The sequence below is a fragment of the Azospirillum lipoferum genome (genome assembly GCF_024170005.1).
GTDB lineage: Bacteria > Pseudomonadota > Alphaproteobacteria > Azospirillales > Azospirillaceae > Azospirillum > Azospirillum lipoferum.
In genome coordinates, this window is the sequence record NZ_JALJXJ010000011.1 from 297,349 (window position 1) to 309,224 (window position 11,876).

At 66.9% G+C, this 11,876-nt stretch carries 12 protein-coding genes; 8 read left to right on the plus strand and 4 right to left on the minus strand.

Annotated features, from left to right (window positions below):
- Nucleotides 1–112 precede the first annotated feature (112 nt).
- Together J2848_RS24690 and J2848_RS24695 are read left to right on the plus strand one after the other, a co-directional pair.
- Complete coding sequence (locus J2848_RS24690) at nt 113–679, plus strand: GNAT family N-acetyltransferase (RefSeq protein ID WP_281288609.1); 567 nt, start codon at nt 113–115, stop codon at nt 677–679.
- A 26-nt stretch (nt 680–705) separates the two neighbouring features.
- Nucleotides 706–3,054 (plus strand): Orn/Lys/Arg family decarboxylase, encoded by a 2,349-nt coding sequence (locus J2848_RS24695; RefSeq protein ID WP_149233000.1) that lies wholly within the window; start codon nt 706–708, stop codon nt 3,052–3,054.
- A gap of 20 nt (nt 3,055–3,074) precedes the next feature.
- Here J2848_RS24695 and tauD read toward each other — a convergent pair whose 3' ends face one another.
- From tauD to tauA, 4 genes are read right to left on the minus strand one after another with little or no spacing between them, the layout of a single operon-like run.
- A complete protein-coding gene (gene tauD, locus J2848_RS24700; protein ID WP_149233001.1) occupies nt 3,075–3,926 on the minus strand; it encodes a taurine dioxygenase in 852 nt (283 codons plus the stop codon).
- 55 nt (nt 3,927–3,981) lie between these two features.
- Nucleotides 3,982–4,833: an ABC transporter permease subunit gene (locus tag J2848_RS24705; protein ID WP_149233002.1), complete on the minus strand. Its 852-nt coding sequence runs from the start codon at nt 4,831–4,833 to the stop codon at nt 3,982–3,984.
- Nucleotides 4,830–5,633: a taurine ABC transporter ATP-binding protein gene (locus tag J2848_RS24710; RefSeq protein ID WP_149233003.1), complete on the minus strand. Its 804-nt coding sequence runs from the start codon at nt 5,631–5,633 to the stop codon at nt 4,830–4,832. The genes J2848_RS24705 and J2848_RS24710 overlap by 4 nt, the downstream gene beginning before the upstream one ends.
- 37 nt (nt 5,634–5,670) lie before the next feature.
- Nucleotides 5,671–6,687: a taurine ABC transporter substrate-binding protein gene (gene tauA / locus J2848_RS24715; protein WP_149233004.1), complete on the minus strand. Its 1,017-nt coding sequence runs from the start codon at nt 6,685–6,687 to the stop codon at nt 5,671–5,673.
- A gap of 404 nt (nt 6,688–7,091) precedes the next feature.
- Here tauA and J2848_RS24720 point away from each other — a divergent pair, with 404 nt between their 5' ends.
- From J2848_RS24720 to J2848_RS24745, 6 genes are read left to right on the plus strand one after another with little or no spacing between them, the layout of a single operon-like run.
- On the plus strand, nt 7,092–7,301 hold the full coding sequence (locus J2848_RS24720; RefSeq protein ID WP_149233005.1) for a hypothetical protein: 210 nt from the start codon (nt 7,092–7,094) through the stop codon (nt 7,299–7,301).
- 43 nt (nt 7,302–7,344) lie between these two features.
- On the plus strand, nt 7,345–8,679 hold the full coding sequence (locus tag J2848_RS24725) for a phenylacetate--CoA ligase family protein (protein WP_149233006.1): 1,335 nt from the start codon (nt 7,345–7,347) through the stop codon (nt 8,677–8,679).
- Between the two features lie 27 nt (nt 8,680–8,706).
- A complete protein-coding gene (locus tag J2848_RS24730; RefSeq protein ID WP_149233007.1) occupies nt 8,707–9,324 on the plus strand; it encodes a malonic semialdehyde reductase in 618 nt (205 codons plus the stop codon).
- Between the two features lie 49 nt (nt 9,325–9,373).
- Complete coding sequence (locus J2848_RS24735; protein ID WP_149233008.1) at nt 9,374–10,426, plus strand: ABC transporter permease; 1,053 nt, start codon at nt 9,374–9,376, stop codon at nt 10,424–10,426.
- Nucleotides 10,420–11,214 (plus strand): ABC transporter ATP-binding protein, encoded by a 795-nt coding sequence (locus J2848_RS24740; protein ID WP_149233009.1) that lies wholly within the window; start codon nt 10,420–10,422, stop codon nt 11,212–11,214. The genes J2848_RS24735 and J2848_RS24740 overlap by 7 nt, the downstream gene beginning before the upstream one ends.
- Nucleotides 11,215–11,226: 12 nt before the next feature.
- A complete protein-coding gene (locus tag J2848_RS24745) occupies nt 11,227–11,865 on the plus strand; it encodes a cysteine dioxygenase family protein (RefSeq protein ID WP_149233010.1) in 639 nt (212 codons plus the stop codon).
- The last annotated feature ends 11 nt before the right edge of the window (nt 11,866–11,876 follow it).

Below are 11,876 nucleotides of genomic sequence, written 5' to 3' on the forward strand. Positions count from 1 at the left end.
GGCGTCACCAGTCGAATAGGGGCAGACCGTGAGGACCGAGACCGCCGCCGGCGCCCACGACATGGACGCATACGACTTTACCCGCCACATCTCCGACCCTGTCGGCCGAACCCTGGTCGACTCGCAGCCCCCCGTCATCCGTCAATCCACCGAGGCGGACGTGCCGGCGATGCTGGAGATCTACGGCTATCACATCCAGCACGGCCTCGGCCCCTTCGACATCGAGCCGCTGCATCCGGAAGAACTGAAACGCCGGCGCAAGGCGATGCTGAAGCGCCGGCTTCCCCATCTGGTGGCGGACCTGGACGGCGCCATCGCCGGCTACGCCTATGCGGCACCGTTCCGCAAGCGGCCGGCCTACCGCTACACGGTCGAACACTCGATCTACGTCCATAGGGATTTCCAGGGCCGCGGGATCGGCCGTGGACTTCTGTCGGCGCTGGTCGATGCCTGCACCGCCGCCGGCTGCCGGCAGATGGTCGCCGTCGTCGACAGCGCCAATACCCCGTCGCTGCGCCTGCATGAGGCCTGCGGCTTCAATCAGGCTGGCGTGCTGCGGTCCGTCGGCTTCAAGTTCGGCCGCTGGACCGACAGCGTCTTTCTCCAGCGCGCGCTCGGCCCCGCCGATGGCGCACTTCCCGATGACCATCGCGGCGGCACCGTCCTGGCCGGCGACTGACAGCTTCCATCCCCCGGAGTTCCCCCATGGATTTCTTTCGACGCTTCTCCTTCCTCGTCTGCGCCCCGGCTTTCGACGCCGACGAGCTGGAAGGCGTGCGCGTGCAGCAGATCGTCGCGGAGGTCGAACGGATCGGCTTCGAGGTGGTGCGGACGCGCCGGGTGGAGGATGCCGAGCTGGCGATCCGCACCGACGCCGCCATCGGCTGCATGATCGTCGATTGGGGCAAGCGCGGACTGGAGGGCAAGCCGGCCTCGCTGATCGCGCTGGCGCGTAAGCGCGGGCTGGAGATGCCGATCATCCTGCTGGTCCGCCGCCAGCGGCTGGAAAACATTCCGGTCGACGTGCTGAACCAGGTCGACGGCTATGTCTTCCTGGCGGAAGAAACTCCGGAATTCATTGCCAAGAACCTCGTCTCCCGCCTGAAGCAGTATGCCGAGACGCTGAAGACGCCCTTCTTCGGTGAACTGGTCGATTATGCCGAGGAAGGCAACCAGCTTTGGACCTGTCCCGGCCACAATGGCGGCATCTTCTACAGCCGCAGCCCGATCGGCCGCATCTTCGTCGAGCATCTGGGCGAGGCGGTGTTCCGCGACGACATCGACAATTCGGTGCTGGAGATGGGCGACCTGCTGGTCCATGAGGGGCCGGCGCTGAAGGCGCAGAAGGAGGCGGCGAAGATCTTCGGCGCCGAGCGCACCTACTTCGTGCTGAACGGCACCTCGGCTTCCAACAAGATCGTGCTGTCGGCGCTGGTGGCGGAGGACGACCTCGTCCTGTTCGACCGCAACAACCACAAGGCGGCCCACCACGGCGGGCTGTTCCTCGGCGGCGGCATCCCGATCTTCCTGGAGACCGACCGCAACCCCTATGGCCTCATCGGCCCGATCGACCACGAGGCGCTGGACGAGGAGCGCATCCGCGAAAAGATCCGCAGGAACCCGCTTGTCAAGGACCCGAACGCCTGGAAGCGCGAGCGGCCCTTCCGCGCAGCGGTGATCCAGCAATGCAGCTACGACGGCACCATCTACAGCGCCGAGACCATCCTGGCGAAGATCGGCCATCTCTGCGACTATATCCTCTTCGATGAGGCGTGGGCCGGCTTCCTGAAGTTCCACCCGCTGTTCAGGGGCCGTTTCGCCATGGGGCTGGACGGCCTGCATGACGGCCATCCCGGCATCATCGCCACCCAGTCGACCCACAAGCAGCTCGCCAGCTTCTCCCAGGCCTCGCAGATCCATGTGAAGGACAGCCACATCAAGGGCCAGCGCCGCCGGGTGGAGCATCGCCGCTTCAACGAGACCTTCCTGCTGCACGCCTCGACCTCACCCTTCTACCCGCTGTTCGCCTCGCTCGACGTCGGGGCGCAGATGATGAAGGGCCGGTCGGGCGAGGTGCTGTGGGACGACACGATCCGGCTGGGCATCGAGCTGCGCAAGAAGCTGCGAGCCATCCGCCGCGAGTTCGAGGAGCGCGAAAGCGATCCGGCGCGCCGCTGGTTCTTCGACCCCTTCGTGCCCGACCGGGTCGAGGTCGGCGGCACAACGACGGCGTGGGAGGATGTGCCGACCGACGCGCTCGCCTCCGACGTACGGCATTGGGAATTCGCGCCAGGTGCGGACTGGCACGGCTTCCGCCATGTAGCGGCCGGCTATGCGATGACCGACCCCAACAAGCTGACGCTGCTCACCCCCGGCTTCGACCGCCACACCGGGGCCTATGAGGACCACGGCATCCCGGCGCCGGTGGTGGCGCAGTATCTGCGCGAGAACCGCATCGTACCGGAAAAGAACGACCTGAACTCGATCCTCTTCCTGCTGACGCCCGGCGTGGAATCGAGCAAGGCCGGCACGCTGCTGAGCGCGCTGGTGGCGTTCAAGCGGCTGCACGATGACAACGCGCTGCTGGAGGACGTGATTCCGGAATTCGTCGCCCGCCGCCCCGGCCGCTACACCGGCCGCCGGCTGCGCGACCTGTGCGCGGAGATGCACGCCTATTACCGCGAGCGCGGCACCAACGATTTGCAACGCCGCATGTTCCGCCCCGACCATCTGCCGACCATGGTGATGCCGCCACGCGAGGCGGTGCGGCATCTGGTGCGTAACGACGTGGACTATCTTCCCATCGACCGCATCGCCGGGCGGATCGCCACCACCCTGTGGGTCGTCTACCCGCCGGGCATCGCCACCATCGTCCCCGGCGAAAGGCTGGACGACCATGCGCGGCCGATGATCGAGTATCTTCAGGTTTTCCAGGAGGGTGCCAACCGCTTCCCCGGCTTCGACAACGAAATCCAGGGGCTTTACCGCGAGACGGAGCCCGACGGATCGATCCGCTTCTACACCTACGTCGTGCGTGAACCGGGCGCGGACTGAACCCGCGCCTCCGTTCTTCCTCAATAGGGCCGGTCGCCCAGCACGGTGGCACGGTGCATGATGCGCCGGTGCGGCGAGTAGTCGTTCACCGCGTAATGCTGGGTCGACCGGTTGTCCCACAGCACCAGATCGTCCTCCTTCCAGCGCCAGCGCACGGTGAATTCCGGGCGGCTGATGTGGTCGTACAGGAACTCCAGGATCGCAGCACTTTCCCGGTCGCTCAGCCCGACGATGCGGGATGTGAAGTTCTCATTCACGAACAGGGCCTTGGCGCCGCTGACCGGATGGGTGCGGATGACCGGATGGACCACCGCCGGATGCTTGTCGCGCGCCGTCTTCCAGCGGGCATGGGTCTCAGGATCGCCGTTATGCCGCCATTCCGGGAAGGAGCGGGTGAAGTCGTGCAGGGCCTTCAGCGGCTCCAGCAGGCGGCGGATCGGTTCGGACAGGCCGTTGTAGGCCGCGATGTTGCTGGCCCACACCGTGTCGCCGCCAATCGGCGGGATCAGCTTGCCGGACAGGGCGACGATGGCCGGCGGCGTTTCGATGCAGGTGACATCGGTGTGCCAGACGTCGTTGTCGCTCGGGTTGTGCGGCCCGGTGTCCAGCACCATGATCTCCGGCTGTTCGGGCACCTTCGGGTAGATCGGATGGACGTGCAACTGGCCGAAGCGGGCGGCGAAATCACGCTGCGCCTTCGGCGTCAGCGGCTGGTTTTCGAAGAACAGCACCTGATGGGCAACCAGCGCGCGCTCCAGTGCCGCCGCTTCGCTATCGGACAGCGGGCGGGAGAGGTCAAGCCCCCCCACCCGTGCGCCGATGGCAGGGCTGACGGGCGTGACGGTGAAGGTGGACAAGGCGATGTCTGGCATGGCGGTTCCCCAGATCTTGTTGTTCGGCGGAATGTGTTTTTATGGATTGCCGTCCTCAGGACTTTCCCTTCCACGGAACCAGCCACGCTTCCAGCAGGCGCATTCCATAAGAGAAGGCGAAGGCGAAGGCGGCGATGATGCCGATGCCGACGAAGACCACGTCGGTGGCGAGGAAATGCGAGGCGGACATGATCATGAAGCCGATGCCCCGGGTGGCGGCGATCAGTTCCGCCGCGACCAGCGTGCTCCAGCCGACGCCGATGCCGATGCGCAGGCCGGTCAGAATCTCCGGCAGGGCGCTGGGCAGCACGATGGCGCGGAACAGCTGCCAGCGGCCGGCACCCAGCGACAGGGCGGCGTTCACCCGCTCGATCGGCAGCGCCCGCACCCCCGCCTGGGCCGACAGGCAGACCGGCGCGAACATCGCCAGCGTCAGCAGGACGATCTTCGACACCTCGCCGATGCCGAGCCAGATGATCATCAGCGGCAGATAGGCCAGCGGCGGCAGCGGCCAGTAGAACTCGATTGGCGTGTCGAAAACCCCCTTGGCCCAGCGGTTCAGCCCCATCGCCAGCCCCAGCGGAATGCCGAGCGAGGCGGCGATGACCGCGGCGGAGAAGATGCGGAACAGGCTGGCCGACACATGCTCCCACAGGGTGGCACCGGCATAGCCGTCCTCGACGATCGCCAGGAACTGGGTCGCCACCTCCTGCGGCGTCGGCAGGAACAGCGGCGGCACCAGCCGGTAATGGGTTACCAGGAACCACGCCGCCAGCAGCAGGACGGCGGTGGCGAGGCTGATCGGGCCGGTGCGCGCACCGTCCAGCCCGAAGGGGTGGAGCCGGACAATCTTCGGCCGGTTCAACGGTTCGACGACGCTGTCGCCGGGGCGGGCGAAGTCGGTCATTGCAGCACCTTCCGGGGGGTATCCGTCTCCGCATGCGGACGATGCACCAGGGAGCGGATCTCGTCATAGAGTTCGGCGAATTCCGGTGCCGACAGGATGGCCCGCACATCACGCTCGGCGGCGAAGCGGCGGACGAAATCCAGATCGAAGCGCGCGACGATCCGGCCCGGCCGCGGCGACATCACCACCACCGTTGTGCCGAGGAACAGCGCCTCCTCGATGGAATGGGTGATGAAGAAGATGCGCTTGCCGGTGCGCGCCCAGACGTCGATCAGCAGTTCCTGCATCTGTTCGCGGGTCAGGCTGTCGAGCGCGCCGAACGGCTCGTCCATCAGCAGGATTTTCGGGTCGGTCGCCAGCGCGCGGGCGATTCCGACGCGCTGACGCATGCCGCCCGACAGCTCGTGCGGGAAAGCGTCGGCGAAGCTCTCCAGCCCGACCAGCCCCAGCAGCTCCTCCGCCCGCTCGCGCCGTTCCCTGGCGGGAACCCCGGCGAAACGCAGGCCGAGCGCCACATTGTCGGCGACGCTGCTCCAGGGCAGCAGCGTGTCCTTCTGGAACACCACGCCGCGGTCGGCGCCGGGACTGCCGACCGGCTGGCCATCGAGCGTGATCGACCCCTCCGACAGGGGCAGGAAACCGGCGATGGCGTTCAGCAGCGTTGACTTCCCGCAGCCCGATGCCCCCAGCGCCACCACGATGCTGTTGGCGTCGATGTCGAGAGACGCGCGGTCCAGCGCATGCACCACCCGGCCGTCACGGGCGGAGAAGAAGACGCTGGCGTTGCGGACCTGGAGCATGGGCGCTCTCCTGTCGACTGCCTGATCAGCGGCCAAATCAGCGGATTTCCTTGACGTAGTCGGCAGTGACGAAGCCGCCGTAGCTGGGCAGCACGGTGGTGATCTTCTTCTGCTCCTTCAGGAACTCGGCGGTGTCCTTCAGGATCCTGGCGGCACCGGCGGATTCGTTCCCGGCCAGCCAAGCGGCGGAGGCCTGAACCTCCGCCGGGACCAGCGACAGGTTGGTCAGCGCCGAGGCCTGATCGGACGGGGTGCCGCCCAGCAGCTTCGCCAGCGTCTTCGCATTCTCCGAATCCGGCCCCCAAACCGCCTTGTCGTTGCGGAAGGAGGCGCTGTAGCGCTCGATGGTGCCGGCGAAGCTCTTCAGGAAGGCGGGATTGTCCTTGGCGAAGGCGGCGGTCGCCACCCACGCGCTGAAGGTCGGCGCTCCGCGGTCCGCCACCTCGCGCGAGGTCAGCAGCACCTTGCCGGTCTTCTTCAGCTCGGTCAGGGCAGGATCCCAGACGAAGGCGCCGTCCAGGTCGCCGCGGTTCCAAGCGGCGACGATGTCCGGCTGCGGAATGGCGAAGACCTGGGCGTCGCGTTCGGTCAGCTTCTCCTGCTTCAGGACGGCGAGCAGCTGGTAATGGTCGGTGGAGACCGGAGCCGCGGCCAGCTTCTTGCCCTTGATGTCGGCCGGCTTTTCGATGCCGGAGCCGTTGCGCACCACCAGCGCCTCGTCGGTGCCGGAGATGGTCGCGAGGTAGAAGGCCTTCACGTCCAGCCCGCGGCTGACCGCGGCGGCGAAGGGGCTGGAACCGACATAGCCGACCTGCACGTCGCCCGACGCGATGGCCGCGAAGATCTCCGCACCCGAGTTGAACTTGCGGAAGTCGATCTCGAAACCGGTCGCCTTGGCGAAATCGCCGTTGGCGATGGCGACCGAGGACGGCAGAGCGTCGGTCTGATAGCCGACCACGACCTTGCCGGACGCAGCCTCTGCCGCGGAAGGGGCGGTGAAAGGGGCGGCCATCGCCAGGGCGGCCGTGAGGATTGTGGGCAGAATGGGCTTCATCGTCGTTTCCCCCGTCACGGTGCGATTGCCGACATGCGAGCGCCGGAAATCCGAATGTCCGTGAACTCTAAAGCGACGCTCGCCCCGTTGTCACCATAAAATCTACTTTCCTACAGGGAAATAGTTTATTTATACAAAAAATTCTTGTTTTAACTTATCGTTGGTTTGCTACCCAGGTTGACGGGAAGCGGTATTCACTCACCCCAAGCTGGCCGGGAGCGGTAGAAATTCCGCCGGAATCAATGAAAAACACAAAGCGGCACTTGACCTCGCCGATTTTTCCCACTTTCCTATAGACAATAAGACGTTTGCACAGATGCCGACTGTTATATCCCGGCAGCCGATGGGAAGCGCCACGGCCACAAACCACCTGACCCACAAACTACCTGACAAGGAGTTCCGCCATGCAGGGTTTGAGTGATTTCGACCGGATGGTGATGGCGTCTCTCTGCCCCTCCGGCACGCTCGTGCTGCCGCTGCTTCCGCCCGACGGGCATCCGGCGGATACGACGGAGGGCACCGGCGGCGATGAGCTTCCGGACCGCGGCCTGCTTCCCCTCGGCCTCGGCATCGTCTCGGCCATTCTCCTGGCATCGCTGGCGGCGCTGGCCTGATCGGGCCGGCAGCCGCTTCCACACACTCGAAGGACAAGAAAAAGTGGCGGTTCAGGATCATGACGCGTACTGGCACCCCGGTCTGGAAACCCAGAGCCGCGCCGACTGGCGGAAACTGCAGCTCGACCTGCTGAAGGATCATCTGCGGCATGCTTACGAAGGCTCGCCCTACTACCGCGCCGCCTTCGACGCGCAGGGGGTGTCGCTGGGTGACCTGCGGACGTTGGACGATCTGCGGCGATTTCCTTTCCTGGACAAGGCGACCATCCGCGACCGTCAGGTCGCGGTGCCGCCTTTCGGCGATCTGGTCGCCGTCCCAGAACGGGAGATCGTCTACATCTCCGCCTCCAGCGGATCGACCGGCGTGCCGACCGCCTCGCCCTTCACCGCCAAGGATTTCGAAGAATGGATCGACTATGAGGCACGGCAGTTCTGGTCGAGCGGCCTGCGGCCGACCGACCGTTATGCCCATGCGCTGAACTTCTCCCTGTTCGTCGGCGGCCCCTGCGTGCTTGGCGCGCAGAAGCTGGGTGCGCTCAGCATCCATGCCGGAACCCTGCCGTCGGAACGGCTGCTGGCGGTGCTGAACCAGTTCAGGGCGACGGCGCTGTGGACGACGCCGTCCTACGCCTGGCATCTCGGCGAGACCGCCCAACGCGAGGGCATCGACCCCGCCCGCGATCTCGCGGTCCGCCGCCTGTTCGTGGCGGGCGAGCCCGGCGGCTCCATCCCGGAGACGCGCGAACGGATCGAAGCGCTGTGGGGGGCGGAGGTCTACGACTATTACGGCCTGTCCGACATCTTCGGCTCCTGCGCCGGCATGTGCGTGGAAAAGGACGGCCTGCACTGGGCCGAGGACCATATCCTGGTCGAGGTGCTGGACCCTGAAACCCTCGAACCGGTGGCGGAGGGTGAACGCGGCGAACTGGTGCTGACCACCCTGCGCAAGCGCGCCCGCCCGATCATCCGCTTCCGCACCGGCGACATCGTGTCGGTGACGACGGAGCCCTGCCGTTGCGGTCGCACCTCCCTGCGGCTGAAGGGCGTGCATGGGCGGCTCGACGACATGCTGATCGTCAAGGGCGTCAACCTGTTCCCCGGCGATGTGGAGGCGGTGGTGCGCCAGGACCCGGCGCTGACCGGCGAGTACCGGCTGGTGCTGGACCGGGTCGAACGGCTGGACCGCCTGACGGTCGAGGCGGAACACACCCAGGGCTTCAACGGCGATCTGGAAGATCTGCGGGGCCGGCTGCGCCGCCAATTGAAGGCCGCCACCGGCGTCGGGGCGGAGGTCGCCCTGCTCGCCCCCGGCACGCTGCCCCGTGCCGTCCACAAAGCCAAGCGAATCGACGACCGCCGCAAGCATGTGTGGTCCTGACCCAATCCCCCGACGGAGCCCGTCCCCATGCCGGATACCCATCTTCCCGTCACCGATCAGCTGCCCAACGACATCGCGCTCGCCGCCGACCGCCTGTTCCTGAGCGCCCGCACGCCGCAAAGCTGGTCCGACCAGCCGGTCCCGGTTGAGACGCTCCACCGCCTTTACGAACTGGTCCGGCTGGCGCCGACCGCCTTCAACGGCAGTCCGGCGCGCTTCGTCTTCCTGACCACGCCGGAGGCGAAGGAGCGGCTGCGGCCGGCATTGAGCCGCGGCAACCAGTCCAAGCTGACGGCCGGCGCCATCGCCATCGTCGCCTATGACCGGCGTTTCTTCGAACATCTGCCGCTGCTGAGTCCGCATTACGACCCCTCGCCGATGTTCGTCGACGAACCGTCGCTGGCCGAGACCACGGCGTTCCGCAACGGCACTCTCCAGGCCGGCTACCTGATCCTGGCTGCAAGGCTGCTGGGGCTGGATGCCGGGCCGATGTCCGGCTTCGACGCCGAAGCGGTCGATGCGGAATTCTTCGCCGACGGTCGGCTGCGAACCAACCTGCTGGTGGCGCTGGGCCATGCCGATGGGCCGCCGTCGCGCCCGCGCGCCCCGCGGCTGGACGAGTCGAAAGCGGTGGTGATCCTTTGAGCCCAACGCCGTAGCGGCCGGCCACATCCGGCTGAACCGGAGATCTATTATGAGCCTGAACGACACGGCCGCCGCCCTGCCGGCAGCCAACGGCGGAACCTTGCCGATCGGAGGCCTCCTCCCCTCCAGCCTCCCCTTGCGATTTTCCGCGGCCGCCCTGCTGTGGTTCGCAGCCTCCGGGGTGACGGCCCTCTGGCCCGATGCCGCCGATGCCCAGGAGTGGGAGCGGACCGGCGAGTTCGCCAGCCTGCTGGTGGTCGCAGCCGGGCTGCTGGTGCTGACCGCCCTGCTGGCTGCGGCAATCCATCCGGCGCCGCGCAGCCGGTTGGAATCCGCAATTGCGGGCCTGTCGGCGTCCGTTCCCTGGCTGATCGCCCTGGCGCTGGGCGTCACCGGCTGGGAGATCCTGACCGCCAAGCTCAACCTGCTGCCGCGGCCTTTCTTCGTTCCGCCGCAGGCGCTGCTGGAGGTCTATCTCGACGACTGGCCGCGTTTGCTCGACTGCTTCGCCGCCTCGCTGACTCTGCTGGCGACCGGCTATACCGTCGGGTCGGTGCTGGGCGTGGTGACGGGGGTCGCCATCGGCTGGTCGCGCGCGGTCGGCTATTGGGTCCATCCGGTGCTGCGGCTGATCGGCCCGCTGCCGGCCACCGCGTGGCTGCCCATCGCCTTCTTCGCCTTTCCCACCAGCTGGAGCGCCAGCGTCTTCCTGATCGCGCTGGCCAGCGGCGTTCCGGTGACCGTCCTCACATGGTCCGGCGTAGCCGGCGTCAACAGCGCCTATTACGACATCGCCCGCACGCTGGGCGCCTCCCCGCGCTTCCTGGTGCTGAAGGTCGCCGTCCCGGCGGCGATGCCGCATGTCTTCGTCGGCCTGTTCATGGGGTTGGGCGCCTCCTTCGCCGTTCTGGTGGTGGCCGAGATGCTGGGCGTAAAGTCCGGCGTCGGCTGGTACCTGCAATGGGCCCAGGGCTGGGCCGCCTACGGCAACATGTATGCGGCCCTGCTGGTGATGGCGCTGGTCTGCTCCGGTCTGGTGACGCTGCTGTTCCGTGTCCGCGACCGCCTGCTCGCCTGGCAGAAGGGAATGTTGAAATGGTAGCTCTCGAAAACACCGACACCGTCGGCCAGTCTGCGGGCATGACCATCGACGTGCAGACCGTCAGCCACAGCTTCGAACTGCATGGCGCGCCGCTGCCGGTGCTGGACGGGGTGGAACTGCGGGTCGAGCCAGGCGAGCTGGTCGCCCTGCTGGGACCGAGCGGCTGCGGCAAATCCACTCTGCTTCGCCTCGTCGCCGGGCTGGAACCGCCAAGCCGGGGCCGCATCCTGGCCGATGGCCGTCCGATCACCGGCCCCGACCCATCCCGCGTCGTCGTGTTCCAGGACCCGACGCTCTATCCCTGGCGCACCGTGCGCGACAATGTCGCCCTGGGGCTTGAGGCGCGCGGCCTGCTGCGCTCGCAAGGCCATCGGATCGACAAGGCTCTGGCGCTGGTCGGGCTGGCCGGCTTCGAGAAGGCCTATCCGCACCAGCTGTCGGGCGGCATGTCCCAGCGTGCGGCACTGGCCCGCGCGCTGGTCAACGACCCCCGCCTGCTGATCCTCGACGAACCGCTGGGCAAGCTGGATAGCCTGACCCGGCTGGCCATGCAGAGCGAGCTTGTCGATCTGTGGCGCAACACCGGCTTCACCGGCCTGTTGGTGACCCACGACATCGAAGAGGCGCTGTTCATGGCGACCCGCGTGATCGTGTTCAGCGGTCGCCCCGCCCGGATCAAGGCCGACCTGTCCGTCGACCGTCCCTATCCCCGCCATCGCGGTGACCCGGTTCTGACCGAGCTGCGCCACCGCATTCTCGAACTGCTCGGCCTTGCCGAGACCTGGTGAGGAAACCCGACCATGCCCGACAGCACCGCTCCCGGCACATCCGCTCCCAACCTGCCCCGCCTGCGCGGCTTCATCGCCGACTTCACCCGGCTGGTGGAGCGGCATGGCAATGACGAACCTGCCATACTGGACACCGGCCATGCCCTGCTGGCCGATCTGATCGCAGTCGACGACTGGCTCCCCGACGCCTACGCCCAACCCGATCCGGTGCATTACCGCCAATATCTGCTGCATTGCGATCCGTATGAGCGCTTCTCCGTCGTCAGTTTCGTCTGGGGACCGGGGCAGCGGACGCCGATTCACGACCACACCGTCTGGGGCCTTGTCGGCATCCTGCGCGGGGCGGAACGCTCGCAACGCTACGATCTCCAGCCCCAGGGCGGCCCGCCCGTGGCCTATCCGCCCGAAATCCTGACGGCCGGGTCGGTGGAGGTGGTGTCGCCCCGCATCGGCGACGTGCATGCCATCGCCAACGCGCTGGCCGACCGGACATCCATCAGCATCCACGTCTATGGCGGTAATATCGGCGCCGTCCGGCGCTCGGTATTCGACCCGCTGACCGGCCAGCGCAAACCCTTCATCTCCGGCTATGCCAACAGCGCCCTGCCCAACCTGTGGAACCGCTCGCAGCCCGTTTCCCACGCCGCCTGAGGATTCGAAAC

What these genes read in the sequence shown, in the direction of transcription:
- J2848_RS24745 (WP_149233010.1), top strand. Translation starts at nt 11,227, where the DNA reads ATGCCCGACAGCACCGCTCCCGGCACATCCGCTCCCAACCTGCCCCGC.
- J2848_RS24705 (WP_149233002.1), bottom strand. Translation starts at nt 4,833, where the DNA reads ATGACCGACTTCGCCCGCCCCGGCGACAGCGTCGTCGAACCGTTGAAC.
- J2848_RS24730 (WP_149233007.1), top strand. Translation starts at nt 8,707, where the DNA reads ATGCCGGATACCCATCTTCCCGTCACCGATCAGCTGCCCAACGACATC.
- tauA (WP_149233004.1), bottom strand. Translation starts at nt 6,687, where the DNA reads ATGAAGCCCATTCTGCCCACAATCCTCACGGCCGCCCTGGCGATGGCC.
- tauD (WP_149233001.1), bottom strand. Translation starts at nt 3,926, where the DNA reads ATGCCAGACATCGCCTTGTCCACCTTCACCGTCACGCCCGTCAGCCCT.
- J2848_RS24710 (WP_149233003.1), bottom strand. Translation starts at nt 5,633, where the DNA reads ATGCTCCAGGTCCGCAACGCCAGCGTCTTCTTCTCCGCCCGTGACGGC.
- J2848_RS24695 (WP_149233000.1), top strand. Translation starts at nt 706, where the DNA reads ATGGATTTCTTTCGACGCTTCTCCTTCCTCGTCTGCGCCCCGGCTTTC.
- J2848_RS24735 (WP_149233008.1), top strand. Translation starts at nt 9,374, where the DNA reads ATGAGCCTGAACGACACGGCCGCCGCCCTGCCGGCAGCCAACGGCGGA.
- J2848_RS24720 (WP_149233005.1), top strand. Translation starts at nt 7,092, where the DNA reads ATGCAGGGTTTGAGTGATTTCGACCGGATGGTGATGGCGTCTCTCTGC.
- J2848_RS24740 (WP_149233009.1), top strand. Translation starts at nt 10,420, where the DNA reads ATGGTAGCTCTCGAAAACACCGACACCGTCGGCCAGTCTGCGGGCATG.